Raw genomic sequence first — 24,619 nt, 5'->3', positions numbered from 1 at the left:
CGAGTGGTGGGGGGGGCCCCCCCCCCCCCCCCCATGGGGCGCGGGGGGACCGCCCCCCCCCACGGTTACAACCGGCACACGCCCCGCGTGGGGCGGGGCCCCCGGCGGGCCTCCGTAGCGGGACTGCGGAGGGTCAGACGCCCGGCGGCACCCGCGTGGGCCGGCCCGAGCCGCGCGTCAGCGCATAGCCGCCGATGCCCGCGAGCGCCGCGAGGACGCCGCCGATCGCGGTCCACACCCAGCGGTCGGACCACCAACCGGAGGCCCAGCCGTCGCCGGGCCTCAGCGAGGACAGCGAGGGCGCATCCGAGTCGGAGGACTTCTGCGCGGTGGTCGCGATACCCGGCACCAGCGGCTGCGCCAGCGAACCGTCCACCGCCGCCGAACCGCCGATGTCCTTGGAGTCCACCCGGACCTCGGCGTTCACCGGCAGACCGAGGTCGGCCGTGCCCAGGCCCACGGCGGTCAGCCGGATGTAGTACGTGCCCGGCAGCGGGTCGTCGGCCCACGGCTCCGACCAGGCGCGGACCGTACGCAGTGTGCAGGCCAGGTCCACGGAGGCCGCGCCCTGGGCCGCCGTCCGCGTCTGCGCCCCGTACTGGCACGCCTGGCGGCGCCGCAGCCCGTCGTACACGTCCAGCTGCCAGGTCTGCGCCCCGCTCCTGGACGACGAGGGCAGCTTCACCGTCGCCTTCACGATGGGCCGCTGCCCGGCGTCCGCCGCGAACTGCCAGTACAGGTAGTCGCCCGTGGAGGCGCTCGCCGTGGCCTGCCGGCCCTGCTCGATCTCCGTCGCCGTACGGAACGACGTGCCCGCCGAGGTGGGCGCGGAGCTGTCGCCGGACGGGCTCGCGGAGGGCGAGGAGTCGGCGACGGCCGGGGACACGGCGGCGCCCAGCAGGAGGGCCGCCGCGGTCAGGGCTCTACCGATACGCATCAGTTGGTCCTCCAGACCGCGACCCGCCAGCGCGACAGCCAGCCCCACACGAGACCCGCGAGGAAGCCGGTCAGGACGAGGGCGCCGAGCAGCCACCAGCCGCGCCCGAGCCCGAAGGAGGCCACGTCGCTCGCCCGGTCGGGGCCGTCGACGACGTCGACCGCCAGTTCCAGCGGCAGGCCCGGCGTGGTCTTCACACCGGCCGCCGGGGAGAAGGAGTCGGCGATCTGGAGGCACACCGTCTCGGCGGGCGCGTTCTCGTCGTCGCTCTCGGCCTTCGGGTAGCGCAGACCCGTCGACAGCACGTCCGTACGGCCCGTGCCGGTCGCTTCGCCGCGCACGATCTCACGTCCGTGCACGGTGATCGCCCGCAGCGTCACCCCGTAGTCGGGGTTCACCTGCCGGTCGTCGGAGACGCTCACCGAGGCCCGCAGCTCCTGACCCGGCTTCACGTCCACACGGTAGAAGCGGTGCTGCCCGAACTCCTCACGGTCCGTGTAGAGGCCGGACTTCAGGGTGGGCGCCGTGGCGCACTGCGCGGTGCCGTCCACGGCGACCGGCGTGACCACCTTGTCCGCGGTGCGGTCCACCAACTGGTTGACCTTGCCGGAGAGTTCCTTCTTGTGCTGCACCGACGTGTACGTGCCGCCGGTGGCCTCGGCGATACAGCTGAGCTGCTTGCTCAGCTTGGCGTCCGGCACGAGCCCCAGCGTGTCGATGGTCAGCCCGATACCCTTGGCCGCTATCTCCCGGGCCACCTCGCACGGATCCAGCGGGGCGCAGGTGTCCTCGCCGTCGGTGATGAGGACGATGCGGCGCGTGCCGTTGCCGCCGCTGAGGTCGTCCGCGGCCTTCTGCAGGGCGGGGCCGATCGGCGTCCAGCCGGTGGGCTGCAGCGTCGCCACGGCCGTCTTGGCCTGGGTACGGTTCAGCGGCCCGACCGGATAGAGCTGCGCGGTGTCCTTGCAGCCCGTCTTGCGGTCGTTGCCCGGGTAGTTGGCGCCCAGCGTCCGGATGCCGAGCTGCACCTCCTCCGGCGTCGCGTCGAGGACCTCGTTGAAGGCCTGCTTCGCCGCGGCCATCCGCGAGTCGCCGTCGATGTCCCGCGCCCGCATCGAACCGCTGACATCGAGGACGAGATCGACCTTGGGCGCGTCCTGGGCTGTCGTCTCGTCGGCGACGGCGCCGGCCGGGACGGCGATCCCGGCCGCCAGGGCGGTGAGGAGGGCGCAGACTCCCACCGCCAGCCGTTGTCTTGTGATCATCGGCGGATCTTATTGATCAAGGGGGGCGTGCTTCAAAACGATCTCCGTGGAGAGCGGGTTGGGCAGCCGCGCCCACTGGTCACCCGGCCGCTGCGGGGAGAGCCGCATGAGTGTCAACGCCTTGGTGGGCAGCGGCTCTTGGCGCAGGACCGCCAGGTCGGGGGTGCGCGGCAGATCCCGTACGGCCCTCTCCAGCGCCGCCCGCAGCACCGGCGCCGCACCCGCCGTCGAGCCCAGCGCGCCCGCCACGAGCGAGCCGAACAGCTTGCGGCGCAGGGTCGTCTCGTCGTCCGTCACCATCCGGTCGGCCAGCTCGGGTGCCTTGATGCCGTGCCGGGCCAGCCGGGCCGGGCTGACCCGGATGTCGGCGAGATCCCGGTAGACCAGCCGCAGCGGGGCGCCGGTGGGCGCGAGCACCACCAGGAGGTTCTGGCCGTGCGCCTCCAGCGCCACGCCCAGATCCAGCAGTTGCAGACCGACGGTGAGGGCGAGCCGCGTGAAGGCGGCGAGCCAGTCGGGGGAGGCAGGCAGACCGGTGAGCGGCAGCGCGGCCACCGGGACGACCCGCTCGCCCCTCGCCCTGTCCGCGTACATCTCGGGCGACTCCCGTATCACCGCCGCCAGATCGGGGGAGTGGGCGGTGATCGCCCCCAGGGTGCGGGTGACCTGCAGGAGACCGTCGGTGCGTGCGGCGATCGACTCCACGAACTCGGACACGGCCGGCGATCTCTCGACGGACTGGACCGAGATGTCCCGCACGGAGGACGTCAGCCGGGCGCTGAGGGCGGTCTTCACATGCGGGCCGTCATCGGGCAGGGCCAGCGTCCGTAGGGACATCAGCGGGTGGGCGACCGGGCCGTCCTGCGCCGGTATGCCGAGGACGTGCGCCGTCTGCCACGGGTGGACCGGGATCAGCGCCCGCTCGCCGTCCCACAGCCACTCGGGCCACTTGCCCCGCAGAAGACAGTCGTCCACGGCGACCAGCCCGAGGCGCACCGACGGCCGGTGCTCGGGCCCGTACGCGAGCTGCTCGGCGACCGAAAAGCCGGGCCGCGAACGGCAGTTGGGGTGGTACGGGTGCCCGTCGACCACCCGCTGCTCCCAGGCCCGGCTCGACTCCGGTTCGGGCGCGTCCTCCGGTTGGCCCGCCCGCGACAGCGCCAACGAGGCGGTGCTCCGGCCGAGTTCGACGGCGAACGCGTCACCGTGCGGGACGCCGAGTGCCGTGACCAGCTCCGCGGCACGCTCGTAGGGCCGCGCGTCGAGCCGTACCTCGGTGACGTACGCGGCGGTCGCGTACGGGTCCGCGGGCGGGCCGTGCAGCCGGCGACCGTCGGTCAGGTGGAGGGTGAGCCCGTCGGCCGTCGGCTCCCGGCGCGCGATCCACGGCAGCGGCTCATGGGCCAGCGCCCGCCACAGCCGTGTCAGCACGGCTGCCCGGGCCCCGGGGAGCGCGGCCGCGTACGACGCCGACAGGCCGGGCCGTACGGAGTCGAGCTCGGCGGCCAGCTCGGCCTCGGCGGAAGGGGAAGGGTGCACGGTCGGGCTCCTCGGGGGACGGGTGGTGCATCGTGGTTGACGGACCACGACAGACATACTGATCGCCAGTGCACCGTACGGAACGAATGGATCGCGTGGACCCCATGCACCCCAGGGACGAGGTTCCCGAGCGAGCCGACGCGTACGCGGCGGCTCCGCTGCTCAACTGTCTGCTCCGGGAGGTGGCGGAGCCCACGGGCGAGCAGGGCGTCCACCGCCTGCGGGCGGGCGGCCGGCTGCTGCGCGTGCGCGGCGGGCGCCGCCCCCGCGACCCCGAGGTGCACGCCGACGGGTCCTGGCAGCCGCTCAGCCACGCCGAGCTGGTCAAACTCACCGCTGAGGAGCTGTGCCGCGCCACCGGCCTGTCCAACCTCGAACTGCCCGGCGAGATGATCGACAGCCGGGACGCGGTGGCCGCGATCCTGACCGCACGCGGCGGCGCGACGGCACCGGACGACCCGTACGTGCGCTCCGAGCAGTCCCTGATCACCGGGCACCCCTACCACCCCGCGCCCAAGGCGCGCGGGGGCGGACCCGTCGCGAGCTGGCTGCCGTACGCGCCGGAGGCGTACGCCAGGTTCCCGCTCGCTCTTCTGGGCGTACGCGACGACGCGGTCGTCGAGGAGGGCGACACCACGGCACTCGACGCGCTCGGCACCGCCCCGCGCGGCTACCGGCTGCTGCCCGCGCACCCCTGGCAGCTCGACCTGGTCGCCGGCCGACCGGAGATCCGCGAGGCCTTCGAGGACGGACGTCTCGTCCGGCTCGGGGACACCCCGCGGCCCGTGTGGCCCACCGCCGCGATCCGTACCGTCTACGCGCCCGAGGACGACCTCTTCGTCAAGTTCAGCCTGGATGTGCGGATCACCAACGACATCCGCCGGCTGTGGCGCCACGACCTGCTCGGACTGCGGCGCACGGACGAGGCGGCGACGTCCGCGTTCGCCGCGCTGCAGGGACCGGCGGCCTGGCTGAGCGACCGCGGCTACCGCACGGCCGGCTTCGCCTTCGAGGAGCTGGCCGTTCTGGTCCGCGACGGTCTGCGCCCGCACGTCCTGCCCGGCGCCACCCCGCTGCTCGCCGCCGCCCTCGTGGAGGGCTTCGAGGGCAGCCCGCTGGACGCGGTGACCGACCCGGCGGACTGGTGGACGGCGTATCTGCGTCAGGTCGTCCCGCCCGCCCTGGAGGCCTTCGAACGGCACGGCGTCGTCCTCGAGGCGCATCTGCAGAACACGGTGATCGCGGTGGACGCCGGGGGCCTGCCCGTCCAGGCGCTGTTCCGGGACGCGGAGGGCGTCAAACTCCTCACGGACGTGTCCCGTGCGGCGGGCTGGGAGCGGCTCGTCTACTGCCTGGTCGTCAACAACCTCACGGAAGTCGCCGCGCTGCTCTCGGAACGTCACCCCGGCTGGAACCCCTGGCCCGCCGCCCGCACGGAACTGGCCCGTCACCCCGTCCCCGAGATCCCCGCCCTGCTGGCCGCGCCCACCCTGCCCGGCAAGACGAACCTCCTGCTGCGCTGGACGGGCGCGGACGGCGCGGACGCACGCTATCTGCCGCTGCCCAATCCGCTGGCCTGCCGTTGACGGGCCTGCGGTCCGGCACCCGATGCCGACGGGTTTCGCGACCGGCTGTCCTACAGTGGCCGGTGTGCTGCGCGACGTGACTGCTGTTCGATACGTGACCCCGCTGAGGTCGGGCGGCTCCGTGCCCGCAGTCGTCGAGGCCGACGACCTGGGCACCTACGTCGTGAAGTTCACCGGGTCCGCACAGGGAGTGAAGGCGCTGGTCGCCGAGGTGATCGTCGGGGAGCTGGCCCGCAGGCTGGGGCTGCGCGTGCCCGAGCTGGTCCTCGCCCACTTCGACCCGGCGATCGCCGCGCACGAACCCCACCAGGAGGTGCGCGACCTCCTGAACGCGAGCCCCGGCCTCAACCTGGGCATGGACTACCTCCCGGGCGCACAGGACTTCACCCCCGAGGTCGCCGAGGCCTGCACCGTCGACCCGCTGGAGGCGGGCAAGGTCATCTGGCTCGACGCGCTGACCGTGAACGTCGACCGCACGGTCCACAGCTCCAACCTCATGGTCTGGCCCACCTTCGGCACCGCACCCCCGCGGCTGTGGCTGATCGACCACGGTGCCGCCCTCGTCTTCCATCACCGCTGGGACGCCTCGGCACCGGAGAAGGCGTACGACTTCCGCCACCACGCGCTCGGCCACTTCGCCCCGGACATGCGGGGTGCCGAGGACGAGCTCGCGCCCAGGGTGACGGAGGAGCTGCTGCGGGAGATCACCGAGGAGGTCCCCGACGCATGGCTGGCCGGTGAGCCGGGCTTTGCGACGCCGGGGGAGGTCCGGGACGCGTACGTGGACTACCTCACCGCCCGGGTGAAGGCGTCCGAGACCTGGCTGCCCACGGACTTTCCCACCCGGGAGGAACTCGCCGCGGAGGAGGCGCTGCGCGCGGCGAGGACGCAGCAGGGCCGGCCGAACTGGCTCAAGCGGGTCCCGGACCTGCACGGCAAACCGGCGGCGCAACAGGATTGGTCGGTGCACCTGGGATGACGGACACCCCTGCGGACAGCCTCGTAGAGGCACATCACGTCCAGATCGAGTACTGCACCCAGTGCCGCTGGCTGCCCCGCGCGGCCTGGCTGGCTCAGGAACTGCTCACGACGTTCGAGACCGAGCTGACGGAGCTGTCCCTGAAGCCGGGCAAGGGCGGCGTCTTCGTCGTCCGCGTGAACGACGAGGTCGTCTGGGATCGCCGTGAGCAGGGCTTCCCCGAGCCGACGGCGGTGAAGCGGCTCGTACGCGACCGAGTGGCCCCGGGAAAGTCCCTGGGCCACTCGGAGAAGTGAGCCTTTTGAGGACCTTGAGGACCTTGAGGACCTTGAGGACCTTGAGGACCTTGAGGACCTTTGAAGGTCAGCCCTTGAGCTGCTCGTACGCGGGCAGCGTCAGGAAGTCCGCGTAGTCCTCGTCCAGGGCGACCTTCAGCAGCAGGTCGTGGGCCTGCTGCCAGTGACCGGCCGCGAGGGCCTCCGCGCCGATCTCGGCCCTGATGTTCTCCAGTTCCTCGGCCGCGACCTTGCGGGCCAGCTCGGGCGTGGCCTTCTCGCCGTTCTCGAACTCGACGCCCGCGTTGATCCACTGCCAGATCTGGGAGCGGGAGATCTCGGCGGTGGCCGCGTCCTCCATGAGGTTGAAGATGGCGACCGCGCCGAGGCCGCGCAGCCAGGCCTCGATGTAGCGGATGCCGACCTGCACGGCGTTGACCAGGCCCGCGTACGTCGGCTTGGCGTCCAGGGAGTCGACGGCGATCAGGTCGGCCGCCTCGACGTCGACGTCCTCGCGCAGCCGGTCCTTCTGGTTCGGCCGGTCGCCGAGGACCCGGTCGAAGGACTCCATCGCGATCGGGACCAGATCGGGGTGCGCCACCCAGGAGCCGTCGAAGCCGTCGTTCGCCTCGCGGTCCTTGTCGGCGCGGACCTTCTCGAAGGCGACCTTGTTGACCTCGGGGTCCTTGCGGGACGGGATGAACGCCGCCATTCCGCCGATCGCGTGTGCGCCGCGCTTGTGGCAGGTGCGGACGAGGAGTTCGGTGTACGCCCTCATGAACGGGGCGGTCATTGTCACCGCGTTGCGGTCCGGGAGGACGAACCGGGGCCCGCCGTCACGGAAGTTTTTGACGATGGAGAAGAGGTAGTCCCAGCGGCCCGCGTTCAACCCCGAGGCGTGGTCGCGGAGTTCGTAGAGGATCTCCTCCATCTCGTACGCCGCCGTGATCGTCTCGATCAGGACGGTGGCGCGGATGGTGCCCTGCGGGACGCCGACGTAGTCCTGCGCAAAGACGAACACGTCGTTCCAGAGGCGGGCCTCCAGGTGCGACTCCGTCTTCGGGAGGTAGAAGTACGGGCCCTTCCCGAGGTCGAGCAGGCGCTGGGCGTTGTGGAAGAAGTACAGGCCGAAGTCGACGAAGGCACCCGGGACCTGAAGTCCGTCGACCTGGAGGTGACGCTCGTTCAGGTGCCAGCCGCGCGGGCGCATGACGACCGTGGCGAGTTCCTCGTTCGGGCGCAGGGCGTACGACTTGCCGGACGCCGGGTCGGTGAAGTCGATGTTGCGGGTGTAGGCGTCGATCAGGTTGAGCTGGCCGAGGACGACGTTCTCCCAGGTCGGTGCCGAGGCGTCCTCGAAGTCCGCGAGCCACACCTTCGCGCCCGAGTTGAGGGCGTTGATCGTCATCTTGCGGTCGGTGGGACCGGTGATCTCGACCCGGCGGTCGTTCAGGGCCTCGGGGGCCGGGGCCACCTTCCAGGAGTCGTCCGCGCGGATCGCGGCGGTCTCCGGGAGGAAGTCGAGCGCGGATGTGCGGGCGATCTCGGCGCGGCGCTCCGCCCGGCGGGCGAGGAGCTCGTCACGCCGGGGCGTGAACCGCCGGTACAGCTCGGCCACGAAGGCGAGCGCCGCGTCGGTGAGGACCTCCTCCTGCCGGGGCAGGGGCTCGGCGTCGACGATGGCCGCCGGGGACGGCGCTGGTGCGGACATGAGCGGTCACTTCCTTCAGCGGTGGCACCGGGTGCCAGTCGTTCCTGGTAGGGCGAAGGGCGCCCGAGGAGCGGTCAGGCGCTTCTGATCTGTGGATACTAGTTTCCTTATCGTGGAACTTCAATGGTTTGTTGATGTCAAGATTCTCCGAGCCGAGGCAACGTGGCGCTCGGTGCCACCCCGCTCACTCAAGGTGGACCAGGTCGGCTTCCGTGTCGATGTCGTACGGCCGCGCCACGTCCCCGCACTCGACGAGCTCGATCGCGTCCTGGTGAGCCTTGAGGTAGGCGCGCGCGCCCCGGTCGCCGGTCGCGGTGACGGCAATGCCGTCCCAATGGGCGGCGCCGAAGAGCACGGGGTGACCACGGACCCCGTCGTACGCGGCTGAGACCAGCGACTCCTCGCCCTCGTACGCGGCGAGTACCCGCGCCACGGCCTCCGGGCCGATGCCGGGCTGGTCGACCAGCGAGACCAGCGCGGCCCGCGCGCCCGTCCCGGCGAGCGAGGCGAGCCCGGCCCGCAGCGAGGAGCCCATGCCCTGCTCCCAGCCGGGGTTGTCCACCAGCACGCATCCGCCCAGATCGGCCCGCTCCCGCACGGCATCCGCCCGCGCCCCGAGCACCACGTGCACCCTGTCGATTCCGGCCGCCCGCAGCACCCCGACCGCGTGCTCCACCAGGGGCCGCCCCCGGTGCTCCAGCAACGCCTTGGGCCGCCCGCCGAGCCGTCGGCCGCCCCCCGCGGCGAGCAGCAGCCCGGCGATCTCATGTTCCGTTTCCCTCATACGTCCTTGCATACCTGACGTACGTCCTTGCATACCCGACGCCCGCCCCGCCCAGCGCCGGCCGCCCGGTCTCCCTGGGCTGAATTTCGGCCCGCACGGTGGCGCCCGCCCACCGGGTGGCGTTTACTGACCCGCGTCCCCCGGCGCCCCGCCGGCACCGCGGGGCCGCTCGGCGTGGCCACGGAGAACTTGCGCACGACGGCGTGCCAGGGGGGAGAGCTGTGTTGCGGAGCTTGGGGCAGACGCCAGTGACCGGCAGTGACGAGGACCCGAGGGTGGCGGAACTGCGGACCGCGGTGTCCCGGCTGCGCCGTGAACTCGCCGCGCATCCCGCCGAGTTCCCCGACCGCGCCATCGCCGAGGACGAACTCGCCGCGCTCGCCGCGATGGCCGTGAGCGGCGTCCCCGAGATCCCGCGCCTGCGCCGCTCCCTGCTGCTGATCGCCGGCGCGATCGGCTCCGTCAGCGCGCTGGCGCGCGGGCTGTCGCAGGTGCGGGACGCGGTGGAGCTGTTCGGGGAGCAGCCACGCGGTTGACGGCGCGTCACGCGTCGCGTACGGCGTTTGAGCCCGCGCGTCGCGTACGGCGTTTGAGCCCGCGCGTCGCGTACGGCGTTTGAGCCCGCGCGTCGCGTACGGCGTTTGAGCCCGCGCGTCGCGTACGGCGTTTGAGCCCGCGTCACGTACGGCGTATCAGCCCGCGTCACGTACGGCGTATCAGCCCGCGTTCTGTCGCCGCCGCCACCGCCGCCGTGCGCGACTCCACTTCCAGCTTTGCGTAGATGTGCACCAGATGGGACTTCACGGTGGCCTGGCTCAGGAACAGCCGCTTGCTGATCTCCAGGTTGGACAGCCCGTCCCGCACCAGCTCCAGGACCTCCAGCTCCCGACGGCTGGGCGCGGCCGCAGGAGTGCGCATTCGGTCCATGAGGCGATGGGCGACCGCAGGGGCGAGAGCCGAGCGGCCGGAGGCGGCGGTGCGGACGGCGGCGGCCAGTTCCTGGGGTGGGGCGTCCTTCGGGAGATAGCCCGCGGCGCCCGCCTCCACCGCGGCGAGGATGTCCGCGTCCGTGTCGTAGGTGGTCAGCACGAGGACCCGGGGCGCGCCCGGACGCGCGGTGATCGCCGCCGTCGCCTTCGCGCCGTGCACGCCCGTGCCGAACCGCAGGTCCATCAGGACCACGTCCACCCCGCCCGCCGCCGAGAGCTCCACCGCCCGCTCGGCCGTCGGCGCCTCCCCGACGATCTCGAAGTCGGGCTCGGCGGACAGCACGGCCCGCAGCCCCGCGCGGACGACGGGATGGTCGTCGGCCAGCAGCAGCCGGATCGGAACCGGCGCGCCCGCGCGAAGGTCACCGCTGGGACGGATCGGGGGCGTCACGCGCGGCTCCCGGCGGCAGGGTGCGCGGGGCCGCCGACGGCGGAAGGCGCGTGGCCCCTGTCACCGAGGTGCTCGCGGCTGCCGGCGCCGGTCTGCGGGGGATTCCCCGAGGCGGCGTGTGCGTGGCTCCCGGCGCCGACTCGCGCGTGGCTCCCGGCTGCGGTGTGCGCGGGGGTGCCCGTCGCCGGGTACGGCAGCGTGATCGCGACCGCCGTGCCCTGGCCCGGGGACGACTCCACGGTGAAGGTTCCGCCCAGGGACTCCGCGCGCGAGCGCATCGCGGGGAGGCCGAAACCGCCGTCGCCGGTGCCGTCCGGAGGGATCGCGTCCGGTGCGAAGCCGACGCCGTCGTCGACCACGTCCAGCGCCACCGCGGTGTCCATGAAGCTGAGGGTGATCTCGGCCCGGGCGGTGCGGGCGTGTTGCCGAGTGCGGACTGCGCGATCCGCAGCAGCGCCACCTCGTACGGCGTGGGCAGCTCGGCCGGCGTGCCGCTCACCGAGAAGTGCACGGCCGGCGCGTCCGCGCCCGAGCAGAGCCGCTCCAGGGCGGCGGCCAGCGAACCCCGTTCCAGATCCGGCGGCGTAAGGGCGCGCACAAAGCGGCGGGCCTCGGCGAGGTTGTCCTGCGCGGTGGCGCGGGCCTGCTCGATGTGGCCGGCGACCGGGGAGCCGCCCGGCAGTTCGCGCTGGGCCGCGCGCAGCAGCAGCTGGATGCTGGACAAGCCCTGCGCGAGGGTGTCGTGAGCTGAGCGCGGCCGAACGGGCCGTCCTGCGGCGCCGCCGCATCGGGATCGTCTTCCAGCAGCCCAACCTGCTGCCGTCCCTGACGGCCCTCGAGCAGTTGGAGGTGATGGCCCGCCTGGACGGGCGCCGAGCGGTGACCGGACGCGCGCGGGAACTGCTCGACGCGGTAGGGCTGGCCGGGCAGGCCCACCGGCGCCCGCACCAGCTCTCCGGCGGTCAGCGGCAGCGCGTCAACATCGCCCGTGCGCTGATGAACGAGCCGGGTGTGCTCCTTGTCGACGAGCCGACCAGCGCCCTCGACCACGAGCACGGCGCGGCTGTCCTGGACCTGCTGGTATGCCTCACCCGCGAGCGCGGAACGGCGACCGTCCTCGTCACCCACGACCGCGCCCACCTCGACGAGGCCGACGCGGTACGGGAGATGACGGACGGGCGGCTCAAGTGCCCGCTCTGAGCTTCAGTTTCCCGAGCCGGCCAGAGCGTGCGACAGCTCCTCCGCAACCTGCTGGAGCACCGGCACGATCCGCTCCGTCGCCGCCTCCGTGACACGGCCCGCCGGGCCGGAGATGGAGATCGCCGCGGCCGTTGGGGAGTCGGGTACGGGCACCGCCAGGCACCGGACCCCTATCTCCTGCTCGTTGTCGTCGACCGCGTACCCGAGCCGGCGCACCTCCTCCAGTGCGGTGAGGAACGCCTCCGGCGTGGTGATCGTCTTCTCGGTAGCGGCGGGCATGCCCGTGCGCGAGAGCAGGGCGCGCACCTCGTCGTCCGGCGTGTTCGCGAGCAGCGCCTTGCCCACGCCCGTGGAGTGGGGCAGCACCCGGCGGCCCACCTCGGTGAACATCCGCATCGAGTGCTTGGACGGTACCTGCGCCACGTACACGACCTCGTCGCCGTCGAGCAGCGCCATGTTCGCCGTCTCGCCGGTCTCCTCGACCAGGCGCGCCAGACAGGGGCGGGCCCAGGTGCCGAGCAGCCGGGACGCCGACTCGCCGAGCCGGATCAGCCGGGGGCCGAGCGCATAGCGGCGGTTGGGCTGCTGGCGTACATAACCGCAGACCACCAGCGTGCGCATCAGACGGTGAATCGTGGGCAGCGGCAGCCCGCTGCTCGCGGACAGCTCGCTGAGGCCGACCTCCCCGCCCGCGTCGGCCATCCGCTCCAGCAGGTCGAAGGCGCGCTCGAGGGACTGGACGCCACCGCTGGCGGCGGGCTTGGCGGGGGCGTCGCTGGCGCTGGACGTCGACGTCGGCACGGCGCGTTCCTTTCGGGACTGACAGGAAGGGCAGAAGCCTACCCGGCAGCCGGTTGACTCCCCGGTGATGCGTAGCTACGTTCTGCTTGCTGGAATTCTAATTCCGCTTTGTGGAAACGTCCAGAGTGTGGGCTTCTGGGGTACCGGGGAGAAGTGTGCCCTTGACGGCGAGAGGGCGGGAGTGAAGACTCCTTCAACAGAACGTTGAATTCCGTTACGTGGGTGTAAATCCCGTTTCCTGGAAGTGAACCCCGGAAGCGAATACGGCGGCAGAGAGAGGGGTCCGGGTGTCCGACGCTGAACTGGTGCTGCGCTCGACGCGTGTCATCACCCCCGAAGGGACGCGCGCCGCGTCGGTCGCGGTCGCCGCGGGCACGATCAGGGCCGTACGGCCGTACGACGCCGACGTACCGGCCGGAACCCGACTGGAGGACTTCGGCGACGACGTCCTGCTGCCCGGCCTGGTCGACACCCATGTGCACGTCAACGACCCGGGCCGCACCGAGTGGGAGGGCTTCTGGACCGCCACGCGCGCGGCGGCGGCCGGCGGCATCACCACCCTGATCGACATGCCGCTCAACTCCCTCCCGCCGACCACGACGGTCGACCACCTCCGAACGAAGAAGGAGGTCGCGGCCGGCAAGGCCCATGTCGATGTCGGCTTCTGGGGCGGCGCGCTGCCCGACAACGTCAAGGACCTGCGGCCGCTGCACGACGCGGGAGTCTTCGGCTTCAAGGCGTTCCTGTCACCGTCGGGCGTGGACGAGTTCCCGCACCTCGGCCAGGAGCAGCTCGGCCGGTCCATGGCCGAGATCGCCGGATTCGGCGGACTGCTCATCGTGCACGCCGAGGACCCGCACCATCTCGACGCCGCTCCGCAGCAGGGCGGTCCGAAGTACGCCGACTTCCTCGCCAGCCGTCCGCGCGACGCCGAGGACACCGCGATCGCCCAGCTCATCGCGCACGCCAAGCGGCTGGGTGCACGCGTGCACGTGCTGCATCTGTCCTCCGGCGACGCGCTGCCGCTGATCGCCGCCGCCAAGGCCGAGGGCGTACGGATCACGGTGGAGACGTGCCCGCACTATCTGACCCTGACGGCCGAGGAAGTCCCCGACGGCGCCAGCGAGTTCAAGTGCTGCCCGCCCATCCGCGAGGCGGCCAACCAGGACCTGCTGTGGCGGGCGCTGGCGGACGGCACGATCGACTGCGTGGTCACCGACCACTCCCCGTCGACGGCGGACCTGAAGACCGACGACTTCGCCACCGCCTGGGGCGGCATCTCCGGTCTGCAGCTGAGCCTGTCGGCGGTCTGGACCGAGGCCCGCAAGCGCGGCCATGGACTGGAGGACGTGGTCCGCTGGATGTCCACGCGTACGGCAGGACTGGTGGGGCTCGATGCCCGCAAGGGCGCCATCGAGGCCGGCCGCGACGCCGACTTCGCGGTGCTCGCGCCCGACGAGACGTTCACCGTGGATCCGGCGGCGCTCCAGCACCGCAACCGGGTGACGGCGTACGCGGGCCGGACGCTGCACGGCGTGGTCAAGTCCACCTGGCTGCGCGGCGAACGCATCGTGGCGGACGGCGAGTTCACCGAACCGAAGGGCCGATTGCTGAGCAGAGACGTTTGATTCCCCTCCGCTGATTCCCCTCCACTGATTCCCCTCCTCAGACTCCTCTCGGCTGACTCCCCTCTGCTGATTCGGCTGATTCCCCTCCGCTGATTTCCCCCCGCACCCGCGGCGGCCGACCCCCGAAAGGAAGACCTGATCACCGTGACGGCGCAGCACCAACCCGGTTGGGCCGGCTTCACCGGCGACGCGAACCCGTACGGGGGCGGCGACCCCTACGCGGACTACCGCACCGCCGACTTCCCCTTCACCCGGTACGCCAACCTCGCCGACCGGCGGCTGGGGGCCGGGGTCATCGCGGCCAACGACGAGTTCTTCGCCCAGCGCGAGAACCTGCTCGTGCCCGAGCGCGCGGAGTTCGACCCCGAGCACTTCGGGCACAAGGGCAAGATCATGGACGGCTGGGAGACACGCCGCCGCCGCGGCGCCTCCGCCGAGCACCCGTGGCCCACGGCAGAGGACCACGACTGGGCGCTGGTCCGGCTCGGCGCACCGGGTGTCGTACGGGGCATCGTGGTCGACACGGCCCACTTCCGGGGCAACTATCCGCAGGCGGTGTCCATCGAAGGCACGTCCGTCGCCGGCGCCCCGTCACCGGAGGAACTGCTGGGCGACGACGTGAAGTGGACGACACTGGTCCCGCGCACGCCGGTCGGCGGCCATGCGGCGAACGGCTTCGAGGTCGCCGTCGAGCAGCGCTTCACGCACCTGCGCGTCAACCAGCACCCCGACGGCGGCATCGCGCGCCTGCGCGTGTACGGCGAGGTCGTCCCGGATCCGGCGTGGCTCGAGGTCCTCGGCACCTTCGACGTCGTCGCCCTGGAGCACGGCGGCCAGGTCGAGGACGCCTCGAACCTCTTCTACTCGCCCGCCACCAACACCATCCAGCCGGGCCGCTCCCGCAAGATGGACGACGGCTGGGAGACGCGACGCCGCCGTGACCGGGGCAACGACTGGATCCGCTACCGGCTGGTGGAGCGGTCGCAGATCCGGGCGATCGAGATCGACACGGCGTATCTGAAGGGGAACGCGGCGGGCTGGGCGTCGGTCTCGGTCAAGGACGGCGAGCGGGGCGAGTGGCGCGACATCCTCCCGCGCACCCGCCTCCAGCCAGACACGAACCACCGTTTTGTCCTTCCGGCTCCGGCCGTCGGCACGCACGCGCGCGTGGACATCTACCCGGACGGCGGCATCTCCCGCCTGCGCCTGTACGGCTCCCTGACGGAGGAGGGCGCCACCCGCCTGTCGGCCCGGCACCGGGAACTGGGCGGCTGAGCAGGCGTTTCCTCACTCCTCGAACGCCGGCCGGGCGGCCTCGGCCCGTCCGGTGATCGAGGACGAGGTCGTTCAGGCCGATGCGGGGTCGGGGGCGCGGCCGCCGGGGGACGCGAGCCGTGACGTAGCAGCGCTGTGGAGCGCTACGGCCGCCGGAGGCTTACGCCGCGTGCCCGCCGTCCACCGTGAACTCCGCGCCCGTCACGTAGGCCGCGTCCGTGCCCGCCAGATACGCCACCGCCGATGCCACCTCGTCGGCCGTTCCGAAGCGGCCCACCGCGGTCATCGCGGCCTGGCCGGGCGCGTAGGGTCCGTCGGCGGGATTCATATCGGTGTCGACCGGACCCGGGTGGACGATGTTCGCCGTGATCCCGCGCCCGCCAAGCTCCCGCGCCAGGGCCTTCGTCAGGCCGATCAGGGCCGACTTGCTCATGGCGTAGAGCGTCCCGCCGGGGCCCGGTACGCGCTGGGTCATACAACTGCCAATGGTGATGATCCGGCCGCCGGACGCCATGCGGGCGGCGGCGGCACGGGAGGCCAGGAAGACTCCGCGAACGTTGACGGCGAGGACCCGGTCGACGTCGGCGGGGGAGAGGTCGTCCAGGGGGCCGAGCAGCCCCACACCCGCATTGTTGACCAGGATGTCGAGGCCGCCGAGCGCATCCGCCACGCGCCCCACGGCTCCCGCCGCCTCGTCCGCGTCCGCCGAGTCCGCGCGCAGGGCCACCGCCCGGCGTCCCAGCGCCTCGACGGCCCCCACCACCTCCTGCGCAGCCTCCTTGCCACGCACATACGTGACGGCCACGTCCGCTCCCTCCCGGGCCAGTCGCAGGGCCGTCGCCGCGCCGATGCCGCGGCTGCCGCCGGTCACCAGGGCAGCCTTGCCGTTCAGGGTTCCTCGTGAAGTCATGAACCCATCACACCGGCTGTGCACCGCGGTCACCGGCGGCGATCGGACATCGAATTCGGTGTGTGATCTGTGCGTGTGATCTGTGCGTGTGATCTCCGCGTGTGATCTCGGCATGCGATCTCGGCAGGTGATTTCGGCGTGTCCGGAACTCTTCTGTCCGTCCACGGCGTTCTCGTCGCGTGACTCTTCGGCAAGAAATCGTCGGCAACGCCATGCAGATGGCGGTCGTCAACCTGCACCCCGGCCAGACCGTGTACTGCGAGGCCGGCAAGTTCCTCTTCAAAACCACGAACGTGACCATGGAGACCCGCCTGTCCGGCCCGTCGAACGGCGGCGGCCAGGCCCAGGGCGGCGGCGCGGGCGGCGGCATGGGCGGCTTGCTGCGCCAGGCCATGGGCACCGCCATGCAGGTCGGCCAGCGCGCGCTCGCGGGCGAGTCGCTGGCGTTCCAGTACTTCACGGCGCAGGGCGGCGAGGGCACAGTCGGCTTCGCGGGTGTGCTCCCCGGTGAGATGCGCGCGCTGGAACTCGACGGCACGCGCGCGTGGTTCGCGGAGAAGGACGCCTTCGTGGCCGCCGAGTCGACCGTGGACTTCGGCATCGCCTTCCAGGGCGGGCGCACCGGCATGAGCGGCGGCGAGGGCTTCATCCTGGAGAAGTTCACCGGGTACGGGACGGTGATCATCGCCGGCGCGGGCAACTTCATCGACCTCAACCCCGCCGACTTCGGCGGCCGCATAGAGGTCGACACCGGGTGCGTCGTCGCCTTCGAGGAGGGCATCCAGTACGGCGTCCAGCGCATCGGCGGCCTCAACCGCCAGGGACTGATGAACATGGTCTTCGGCGGTGAGGGCCTGTCCCTGGCCACCCTGGAGGGCAACGGGCGCGTCATCCTGCAGTCCCTCACCATCGAGAGCCTCGCCAACGCCCTCAAGAAGGCCCAGGGCGGCGACAAGCAGGGACCGACGGGCGGACTGTTCTCGACGCACGCCGGGTGATGTCTCCGGCGTGGCGATGAGTTCCGGGCGCCGACGGGGTCTGAGCTGATGAAGAACGGACCCCGTCCGGGAAACCTACCGGAAAGAAGGCACCCGCCATGGGCAAGCTCGTCTCCACCATCTTCATCACCCTCGACGGCGTCTACCAGGCGCCCGGCGGCCCCCAGGAGGACACCAGCGGCGGCTTCGACCAGGGCGGCTGGAGCTTTCCGTACGGCGACGACGACTTCGGCCGGTTCATCGGCGAGGTCTTCGGGAACGCCGGCGCCTTCCTCCTCGGCCGCCGTACGTACGAGATCTTCGCCTCGTACTGGCCGAAGGTGACCGACCCCGACCACCCGGTCGCGGGCAAGCTGAACGCCCTGCCGAAGTACGTCGTGTCCTCCACCTTCCAGGCGCCCGAATGGCCCGGCACCACCCTCGTGGGCGGCGACCTCGCCAAGGAGGTGACCGCCCTCAAAGAGCGGACCGACGGCGAACTCCAGATCCACGGCAGCGGCGCCCTGGTCGGCTCGCTGGTGGACCTCGGGCTCCTCGACACCCTGCACCTGCTGACCTTCCCGGTCGTCCTCGGCGCCGGACGCCGCCTGTTCGTGGACGGCGCGGTCCCCACCAAGTTCCGCCACAGCGCCGGACGTGTCACCGCCGCGGGCGTCTCCATCCAGTCCTATGACCTCGCGGGCCGCCCCGACTACGGGTCGTACGGGCTCCCCGAAGACGCGTGACGCCATCTGCCCGGGCCGCCGTGGCCCGGGCAGACGGCGCACCATCGGCGACGCGTCAGCGCCAGGTCTGGTTGCGGTTGTAGGTGCACGTCAGCATGCGCAGGCCGTACTCGCTGTCGTCCAGACACAGGCCGGTGGCCTGGTTCTCGAAGCTCACCCTGTCACCGCGGGCGTGCACCCACCAGCTCTGTTCCTTGGAGGAATTGCAGTCGGTGGTGTAGGGGTGGGCACCCTCGGGGACTCCGCCGAACCAGCACCGGTTGGTGGCGATGCTGCGGAACTGGCGTGTGCCGTCCTCCTGCCAGATGTGGACATTCCAGTTCTGGAAGTCGAGGCCGTTGCAGCCGAATCCGCGGAAGCCGTAGGCGAAGCTGTCGTCGAGGCAGCCGCCGGTCGCCATGTTGCCGAAGTGCTCGACCGCGTCGGCCGGGCGGGCGGCGACCGAGGTGACCCGCGTTCCCTGGGGCTGAGGCGCCGCGGCGCCGGCGACGCCGGCCAGAGCCGTGCTCAGGGAGGCGACGGCCGCGAAGACGGCCGCCGTCCTGCCCCAGGCGCGTCGCACGGACGGGAGGTGGATGGACAATATCTACATCAAGGGCCCGGCGTGGCTGCCCGGCGTGCCCACCTGCTGATCCCGGTCCGGCGCCAGTGAGGCGGCTGTTTCGCGCGGGCGGGGGCGGTCTCATCCGCCCCCGCCCGCCCGGCCGGAGGTTAACTTCCCGAAAACACATGGGACTTCACGGGAAACTCTGCGAAGTTGTCATTGACATGCCACGGTCTACGCGCGTCATCATGTGGCCATGAGAATCCCCCCACGCGCCACTCGCATCGGCGCCGCAGCTGCTCTCCTGTCCGCCCTCCTCGTGGGCGGCACCGTCTCCGCCGGCACGGCGGACGCCGCTGCCGCCTCGGTCGGCAGCATCTGCTACAGCGACCTGCCTTCCCAGGCATACGACACGCTCAACCTGATCGACCAGGGCGGACCCTTCCCGTACTCGCAGGACGGGACTGTCTTCTCCAACCGTGAAGGCGTGCTGCCCCGCCAGTCGTCGGGCTACTACCACGAGTACACCGTCATCACGCCCGGCTCCTCCACGCGAGGCGCCCGCCGCATCGTCACGGGTGAGGAGTACCAGGAGGACTACTACACCTCGGACCACTACGCGACGTTCGACCTGATCGACTTCGGCTGCTGACCGAACGGCACGACCAGCCTGGGGTCCGGACCGCGCTCAACCGGACCTCCGGCGCACTGCCTCCGGAGACCCTACGGAGGCCCTCTGGAACCCTCTGGAGAACCTCGCCCCGCGGACTCCCCACCTTCATCGGCCGCGGGGCGAGCCGTGTGCGACGGAAGTCCCGCCCGTGCGGACCGGTCGCGCCGAAAGTCTGGGGTGCCGCGACTTTGGTCGCGGATCACGGCCGCGGGGGAGGTGCCGGGGGCCGTTCCCGCATAGATTTGTCGACCGTGAGCGGAGACGAGTCGGTGCGTCCGGCGGGGCCGACGGTGCCGCACCTCAACACAGCGGCGGAGGGTCTACGGACCGGCCTGCGCCCGTTCCGTACGGGATGGTCGCGACGCGCCCGGCGACCGGAGAGACCCACGGCATGGCCCGCGGCGGCAGGGGCCGGTGCGCCCTTTGCCCCCGCACAGCGTTCCGCGGTGGCGCACGGGCTGCCCCGGCGGCGGTGGTTCCTGCCGTCCGCCGTGATCGCGGAGCTCGACCCCGAGGCGCTCGGCGGGCGGCGGCCCCGCCGTACCGTGCGTGACTGGGTCGTCGACATCGGCTGCTTCCTCCTGGCCGTGCTCATCGCGTTCGCCTCCGCGGTCTCGGTGAAGAGCGACCACCACATCCCGCCCGGCCTCGTATTCGTCGACCTCATGCTCGGCGGGCTCGCCTGCCTGGCGGTGTGGCTGCGCCGCCGCTGGCCGCTCGGGCTCGCCGTGGCGATGATCCCGGTCGGCGTGGTCTCGAACACCGCCGGTGGCGCGGGCATGATCGCCCTGTTCACCGTCGCCGTGCACCGGCCGTTCAAGTACTCCGCCTGGGTGAGCGGCGCCCAGCTCGCGCTCATCCCGCTGTTCTACTGGCTGCGCCCCGACCCGGACATGCCCTACCTCGCCGCCGTCGCGGTGACCGCGCTGCTCACGGCCGCGGTCGTCGGCTGGGGCCTGTTCGTACGGTCCAAGCGGCAGCTCATGCTGAGCCTGCGGGACCGGGCGCGGCGGGCCGAGACGGAGGCGGCGCTGCGGGCCGAACAGGCCCAGCGGCTGGCCCGGGAGGCGATCGCCCGCGAGATGCACGACGTCCTGGCACACCGTCTGACGTTGCTGAGCGTGCACGCGGGCGCTCTGGAGTTCCGCCCGGACGCGCCCCGGGAGGAGATCGCCCGGGCGGCCGGGGTGATCAGGGAGAGCGCGCACGAGGCGCTGCAGGACCTGCGGGAGATCATCGGCGTGCTTCGGGCCGGTGACTCCGACGACGCCGGTCGTCCCCAGCCGACGCTGCACGCGCTCGACACCCTGGTCGCCGAGTCCCGCGAGGCCGGCATGAAGGTCGTCCTCGACCACCGTGTCGCCGACTCCGCGGCCGTGCCCGCCTCCGTGGGCCGCACCGCCTACCGCATCGCCCAGGAGGGCCTGACGAACGCGCGTAAGCACGCGCCCGGGGCCGAGGTCACGGTGACCGTCGCGGGCGCGCCCGGCGACGGCCTCACCGTCACCGTGCGCAACCCGCCGCCGCCGGGCGAGGTTCCGCACATCCCGGGCTCGGGCCAGGGCCTGATCGGCCTCACCGAACGCGCGACCCTGGCCGGCGGCAGCCTCGACCACGGCATCGAGGCCGATGGCGGGTTCCGGGTGCGCGCCCGGCTGCCCTGGCCCGCGTGACCGGCCGGTGCGGGCCCGGCTGGGGCCTGTCGTCAGACTCCGCCAGACAGGCGGGAGTTGACGACAGGACCGAGCGGTTCGCTCAGGTCAGTCGCAATGTGTGCCAGATTTCGTCCACATCCGCCACATAGCGGTCGACCTCGACGAAACCGTGCTTGCGTGCGAACTCCAGCCCGTCCGAATTGGTGCCGAGCACGATCGTCTCGATCACTTCGGCGCCCAGCCGGCGCGCCCGCTCAAGACCCTGTTCGTAGAGCTGCTCGCCGAACCCCTGCCTGCGGTGGGCGGGCAGGATGCGCGCGATGACCGTGGCCGTGGCCGTGTCGTCCGTCGGCGGACGCACCGTCGAGCAGCCCACCAGGGCGTCGCCCAGATATGCGACCTCAAGGTGATTGCGGGTCACGCGCTCGCGTACGTCGTCGAGGGAGAGCGGGTCCGCGGGAATGATCTCGTTGTGGACGGACCGCCAGTCCTCGAGCGTGGCGTCGTCGTGGGGCTCTTCGATGCGAAGGTTCGGCATGGCAGCAGACAAACGGGCGCGTCCGCTGCAGTCAACCCGAATACGCTGCGCTCAACGGCACTTGGACACCGGCGTCAGTCCCTGCGCGGCATCACGCGGTGCCGCACCGTCCCGTACACCCACGCCGTCTCGAGGCGCTGGTGCCGGCCGTGTCGCTGGGCTGCGCCTGGCTGATCGAAGGTGGGGCCGAAGTCTCCGCTTGGCGGCCGGCCGCCTCAGTGGCTGCGACGGGTTTGGTGGACTCAGTGGAGGCAGAGGCAGAACGGATGGCCGGCCGGGTCCGCGTAGACCCGCCAATTGGCCCCCGAGCGGAGCTGGTCCGTCCGCTCCAGCACGGTCGCGCCGAGGGTGAGCGCCCGCTTCTCCTCGCCGTCGAGGTCGTCCACGTCGAAGTCCAGGTGGAGCTGCTGCGGGCGCTCCTGGCCGGGCCATTCGGGCGCTCGGTAGCCGTCCACCCGCTGGCAGGCCAGCGGCGTCCCCTCGAACCCGTGCACCTCGATCCAGTCGGGATCCTCCGGATCCGCGACCACCCGCCCGCCGAGCAGATCCGCGTAGAACTCCGCGAGCCGTACCGGATCGGCGCAGTCCAGCGCGACCGCCTGCAGCTTTCGAATCACTTCCACACCCCTCGCTCTTCAGCCGCTTCCGCGACGCCCCCGTACGGGAGGGGTCGTACCCGCCGCGGCGGCGGGCATGCGCGGCGGTACGCCGGACCGCCGCCGCGCTTCACCGAATAGGGAGGCAGCGGCAGGATCCGCCATCCCGCTACGCGAACGCCGCCCGCTCAATCCTCGGACCGGACCCCGAACAACAACGGTCGTGTCCCGCCTCGTGGTGCAAGCGACCTTGCTCGACGCGTTCCGGAAAGCCGCGCGCCGGCCACCCTGCGGGGACACCGCTGCCGCATTGCGCCCGGCTGACCTGCCATCAGCACCACGGGCAGCCAAAGAAGGTTCCGTTCCGCTGAACTTCGGGCGGCCGATTGCGTGGGGCCGTTCCGGTGCGGGCTGCCGGCACCGCGCGGCTCCCGTTCCGGAGCGGGCCCGGAGACGGATCATTACGGTAGAGGCCATGACCCCGATCCGACTGCTCCTCGTCGACGACGACCCCCTCGTGCGGGCCGGCCTGTCCTTCATGATGGGCGGTGCCGACGACATCGAGATCGTCGGCGAGGCCGCCGACGGCAGCGAGGTCGAGCGGCTCGTCGACCGTACCCGGCCGGACGTCGTGCTCATGGACATCCGGATGCCGACCGTCGACGGACTCGCCGCCACCGAACTGCTCCGCCGCCGCGCGGAGGCACCCCAGGTCGTGGTCCTCACCACCTTCCACGCCGACGAGCAGGTGCTGCGGGCGCTGCGGGCGGGCGCCGCCGGGTTCGTGCTCAAGGACACCCCGCCGGCCGAGATCCTGGACGCGGTGCGGCGCGTCGCGGCCGGCGACCCGGTTCTGTCGCCCGCCGTCACCCGCCAGTTGATGGCGCACGCCGTCGGGGCCGGGCCGGACAACCGGCGCGCCACCGCACGCGACCGGATCGCCGCCCTCAACGACCGTGAACGCGAGGTCGCCGTCGCCGTGGGGCGGGGCGGCTCCAACGCCGAGATCGCCGCCGGGCTGTTCATGAGCGTTGCGACGGTCAAGACGCACGTCTCCCGCATCCTCGCCAAGCTCGGCCTCAACAACCGTGTGCAGATCGCCTTGTTGACGTATGACGCGGGGCTCCTCGACGAGGACGGGCACTGATCGGGGACGCCGCTCGTTGTCGGATCGAGGGGGACGGGGGAGAGGGGAAACCGCCGTGATCGATCTCGGGGAGTACGGGCCGCGGTTCAGGAGAGACCCGCATCCCGTCTACGCGGAGCTGCGCGAGCGCGGCCCGGTGCACTGGGTGCGGACGCCGCCGCCCGATGCGTACGAGGGCTGGCTGATCGTGGGGTACGAGGAGGCGCGGGCGGCCCTGGCCGACCCCAGACTCTCCAAGGACAGCACCAAGAAAGGGTTCGTCACCGCGGAGGAGGGGGTGATGGGCCGGCATGTGCTGATCGTCGACCCGCCCGAGCACACCCGCTTGCGCTCCCTCGTCGCCCGCTCGTTCACCATGCGCCGGGTGGAGGCGCTGCGCCCGCGGGTCCAGGAGGTCACCGACGCACTGCTCGACGAGATGCTGCCCAAGGGCCGGGCCGATCTCGTGGAGGCCCTCGCCTATCCGCTGCCCATCACCGTCATCTGCGAACTGCTCGGGGTCCCGGACATCGACCGGGTGACCTTTCGCGCCCTGTCGAACGAGATAGTGACCCCGACCAGCGCGAACGCCGAATTCGCCGCCGCGCGGCAACTGGCGGAGTACCTGGACGAGCTGATCGAGGACAAGCGGTGCACGGCCCCGGCCGACGACCTGCTGAGCGATCTGCTCCGCACCCGTGCGGAGGACGGGGACCGCCTCTCCGCCGCCGAACTGCGAGCGATGGCGTTCATCCTGCTCGTGGCGGGCCATGAGACGACGGTCAACCTGATCACGAACGGCGTGTACGCCCTGCTCACGCACCCGGACCAGCTGGCCGCACTGCGCGCCGACATGACGCTCCTGGACGGCGCGGTCGAGGAGATCCTGCGCTTCGAAGGACCGGTGGAGACGGCGACGTACCGCTACGCCGCGGAGCCGCTGGAGATAGCCGGTACGGCCATAGCCGAGGGCGACCCGGTGATGATCGGCCTCGACGCGGCCGGCCGGGACGCGGCCCGCTACCCCGACCCGCACACCTTCGACGTCCACCGCGCCCCGCAGGGCCATCTCGCCTTCGGCCACGGCATCCACTACTGCCTGGGCGCACCCCTCGCCCGCCTGGAGGCGCGTACGGCCCTGCGCACCCTTCTGGACCGCTGCCCGGACCTGGCCCTGGACGGCCCGCCCGGTCCCTGGTTGCCGGGGATGCTCATGCGGGGAGTGCGGAGCCTGCCGGTGCGGTGGTAACGCTCGGCCCTGGCGCCCATCGACGGTGCGGGGTGTGGTGGTCGGCCGGGGCGGTCGGGGCGGCGCCGGGGGCGCGTTGATTGCGGGCCGGGCGGGTCGGGCCCGGCGGGGCGAGGTGCCAGGACCGGCGGCGCGGTCGGCTGCAGGCGTGTGATGAAGTGCGGCCACAGGCGGACCACCGGTGGCGGCATCGCCGACGCCGCCGCCCGCCACGCCGCCCGTAAGACGGCCGTCGTGTCGCCGTC

General features: G+C 72.0%; 24 protein-coding genes and 1 pseudogene. 13 read left to right on the top strand and 12 right to left on the bottom strand.

Features of this window, described 5'->3' with window-relative positions; translation table 11 throughout:
* Positions 1-133: 133 nt before the first annotated feature.
* From ABT186_RS32555 to ABT186_RS32545, 3 genes are read right to left on the bottom strand one after another with little or no spacing between them, the layout of a single operon-like run.
* A complete protein-coding gene (locus ABT186_RS32555) occupies positions 134-937 on the bottom strand; it encodes a hypothetical protein (protein WP_351928129.1) in 804 nt (267 codons plus the stop codon).
* Entirely contained in the window at positions 937-2,202 is a 1,266-nt protein-coding gene (locus ABT186_RS32550) for a VWA domain-containing protein (RefSeq protein ID WP_351928128.1), read from the bottom strand. Before ABT186_RS32550 ends, ABT186_RS32555 begins: the two co-directional genes overlap by 1 nt.
* A gap of 9 nt (positions 2,203-2,211) precedes the next feature.
* Positions 2,212-3,798: an IucA/IucC family protein gene (locus ABT186_RS32545; protein WP_502973387.1), complete on the bottom strand. Its 1,587-nt coding sequence runs from the start codon at positions 3,796-3,798 to the stop codon at positions 2,212-2,214.
* Between the two features lie 29 nt (positions 3,799-3,827).
* Between ABT186_RS32545 and ABT186_RS32540 the strand changes: the two genes are divergently transcribed.
* The 3 genes from ABT186_RS32540 (at position 3,828) to ABT186_RS32530 (ending at position 6,602) form a co-directional block, all read left to right on the top strand.
* Positions 3,828-5,327, top strand: coding sequence for an IucA/IucC family protein (locus ABT186_RS32540; protein ID WP_351928124.1), 1,500 nt, complete (start codon positions 3,828-3,830; stop codon positions 5,325-5,327).
* A 64-nt stretch (positions 5,328-5,391) separates the two neighbouring features.
* Positions 5,392-6,306, top strand: a complete 915-nt coding sequence (locus ABT186_RS32535; RefSeq protein WP_351230020.1) for a HipA family kinase — start codon at positions 5,392-5,394, stop codon at positions 6,304-6,306.
* Positions 6,303-6,602, top strand: coding sequence for an Rdx family protein (locus ABT186_RS32530; protein WP_351230018.1), 300 nt, complete (start codon positions 6,303-6,305; stop codon positions 6,600-6,602). The genes ABT186_RS32535 and ABT186_RS32530 overlap by 4 nt, the downstream gene beginning before the upstream one ends.
* Positions 6,603-6,669: 67 nt before the next feature.
* On the opposite strand, the gene aceB is transcribed toward ABT186_RS32530, so the two are convergent.
* Together aceB and ABT186_RS32520 are read right to left on the bottom strand one after the other, a co-directional pair.
* A complete protein-coding gene (aceB, locus tag ABT186_RS32525; RefSeq protein ID WP_351928122.1) occupies positions 6,670-8,292 on the bottom strand; it encodes a malate synthase A in 1,623 nt (540 codons plus the stop codon).
* Between the two features lie 184 nt (positions 8,293-8,476).
* Positions 8,477-9,076, bottom strand: coding sequence for a nucleotidyltransferase family protein (locus tag ABT186_RS32520; RefSeq protein ID WP_351230014.1), 600 nt, complete (start codon positions 9,074-9,076; stop codon positions 8,477-8,479).
* 248 nt (positions 9,077-9,324) lie between these two features.
* Between ABT186_RS32520 and ABT186_RS32515 the strand changes: the two genes are divergently transcribed.
* Complete coding sequence (locus tag ABT186_RS32515) at positions 9,325-9,612, top strand: DUF5955 family protein (protein WP_351230051.1); 288 nt, start codon at positions 9,325-9,327, stop codon at positions 9,610-9,612.
* A gap of 166 nt (positions 9,613-9,778) precedes the next feature.
* On the opposite strand, the gene ABT186_RS32510 is transcribed toward ABT186_RS32515, so the two are convergent.
* On the bottom strand, positions 9,779-10,456 hold the full coding sequence (locus ABT186_RS32510) for a response regulator (protein WP_351928120.1): 678 nt from the start codon (positions 10,454-10,456) through the stop codon (positions 9,779-9,781).
* Positions 10,453-11,279, bottom strand: a pseudogene (locus tag ABT186_RS32505) (sensor histidine kinase); the annotation flags it as partial. The gene ABT186_RS32510 and the pseudogene ABT186_RS32505, both read right to left, overlap by 4 nt.
* On the opposite strand from ABT186_RS32505, the gene ABT186_RS32500 reads away from it, so the two are divergent.
* On the top strand, positions 11,204-11,656 hold the full coding sequence (locus ABT186_RS32500; RefSeq protein ID WP_502973390.1) for an ABC transporter ATP-binding protein: 453 nt from the start codon (positions 11,204-11,206) through the stop codon (positions 11,654-11,656). The pseudogene ABT186_RS32505 and the gene ABT186_RS32500 sit on opposite strands and share 76 nt — an antisense overlap.
* 3 nt (positions 11,657-11,659) lie before the next feature.
* Here ABT186_RS32500 and ABT186_RS32495 read toward each other — a convergent pair whose 3' ends face one another.
* Complete coding sequence (locus tag ABT186_RS32495; protein ID WP_351230009.1) at positions 11,660-12,457, bottom strand: IclR family transcriptional regulator; 798 nt, start codon at positions 12,455-12,457, stop codon at positions 11,660-11,662.
* A gap of 287 nt (positions 12,458-12,744) precedes the next feature.
* Between ABT186_RS32495 and allB the strand changes: the two genes are divergently transcribed.
* A complete protein-coding gene (gene allB, locus ABT186_RS32490; RefSeq protein WP_351928118.1) occupies positions 12,745-14,085 on the top strand; it encodes an allantoinase AllB in 1,341 nt (446 codons plus the stop codon).
* Between the two features lie 135 nt (positions 14,086-14,220).
* Positions 14,221-15,360, top strand: a complete 1,140-nt coding sequence (alc, locus tag ABT186_RS32485; RefSeq protein WP_351928153.1) for an allantoicase — start codon at positions 14,221-14,223, stop codon at positions 15,358-15,360.
* 160 nt (positions 15,361-15,520) lie between these two features.
* On the opposite strand, the gene ABT186_RS32480 is transcribed toward alc, so the two are convergent.
* The gene (locus ABT186_RS32480; protein WP_351928116.1) at positions 15,521-16,270 is read right to left on the bottom strand and encodes an SDR family oxidoreductase; all 750 of its coding nucleotides are present in this window, start codon (positions 16,268-16,270) and stop codon (positions 15,521-15,523) included.
* A 179-nt stretch (positions 16,271-16,449) separates the two neighbouring features.
* Here ABT186_RS32480 and ABT186_RS32475 point away from each other — a divergent pair, with 179 nt between their 5' ends.
* Positions 16,450-17,268: an AIM24 family protein gene (locus ABT186_RS32475; RefSeq protein WP_351230003.1), complete on the top strand. Its 819-nt coding sequence runs from the start codon at positions 16,450-16,452 to the stop codon at positions 17,266-17,268.
* 98 nt (positions 17,269-17,366) lie between these two features.
* On the top strand, positions 17,367-17,993 hold the full coding sequence (locus ABT186_RS32470) for a dihydrofolate reductase family protein (protein ID WP_351928114.1): 627 nt from the start codon (positions 17,367-17,369) through the stop codon (positions 17,991-17,993).
* 55 nt (positions 17,994-18,048) lie between these two features.
* Here the strand turns inward: ABT186_RS32470 and ABT186_RS32465 are convergent, their stop codons facing one another.
* Positions 18,049-18,555, bottom strand: coding sequence for an RICIN domain-containing protein (locus tag ABT186_RS32465; protein ID WP_351928112.1), 507 nt, complete (start codon positions 18,553-18,555; stop codon positions 18,049-18,051).
* Between the two features lie 238 nt (positions 18,556-18,793).
* Between ABT186_RS32465 and ABT186_RS32460 the strand changes: the two genes are divergently transcribed.
* Together ABT186_RS32460 and ABT186_RS32455 are read left to right on the top strand one after the other, a co-directional pair.
* Complete coding sequence (locus ABT186_RS32460; RefSeq protein ID WP_351229997.1) at positions 18,794-19,189, top strand: guanyl-specific ribonuclease; 396 nt, start codon at positions 18,794-18,796, stop codon at positions 19,187-19,189.
* A 467-nt stretch (positions 19,190-19,656) separates the two neighbouring features.
* Positions 19,657-20,883, top strand: a complete 1,227-nt coding sequence (locus ABT186_RS32455; protein ID WP_351229995.1) for a histidine kinase — start codon at positions 19,657-19,659, stop codon at positions 20,881-20,883.
* Positions 20,884-20,965: 82 nt separating this feature from the next.
* Here the strand turns inward: ABT186_RS32455 and ABT186_RS32450 are convergent, their stop codons facing one another.
* Entirely contained in the window at positions 20,966-21,403 is a 438-nt protein-coding gene (locus tag ABT186_RS32450; RefSeq protein ID WP_351928110.1) for a GNAT family N-acetyltransferase, read from the bottom strand.
* A 242-nt stretch (positions 21,404-21,645) separates the two neighbouring features.
* Positions 21,646-22,020: a VOC family protein gene (locus ABT186_RS32445; protein WP_351928151.1), complete on the bottom strand. Its 375-nt coding sequence runs from the start codon at positions 22,018-22,020 to the stop codon at positions 21,646-21,648.
* A gap of 454 nt (positions 22,021-22,474) precedes the next feature.
* Between ABT186_RS32445 and ABT186_RS32440 the strand changes: the two genes are divergently transcribed.
* Positions 22,475-23,146, top strand: coding sequence for a response regulator (locus ABT186_RS32440; RefSeq protein WP_351928108.1), 672 nt, complete (start codon positions 22,475-22,477; stop codon positions 23,144-23,146).
* A 55-nt stretch (positions 23,147-23,201) separates the two neighbouring features.
* The gene (locus ABT186_RS32435; RefSeq protein WP_351928106.1) at positions 23,202-24,374 is read left to right on the top strand and encodes a cytochrome P450 family protein; all 1,173 of its coding nucleotides are present in this window, start codon (positions 23,202-23,204) and stop codon (positions 24,372-24,374) included.
* Positions 24,375-24,619 lie beyond the last annotated feature (245 nt).

This window comes from Streptomyces sp. NPDC001634 (genome assembly GCF_040298185.1).
In the GTDB taxonomy this organism is placed as follows: domain Bacteria; phylum Actinomycetota; class Actinomycetes; order Streptomycetales; family Streptomycetaceae; genus Streptomyces.
Note: the sequence above shows the minus strand (reverse complement) of the source record. Positions and strands in the feature narration are given on the sequence as shown.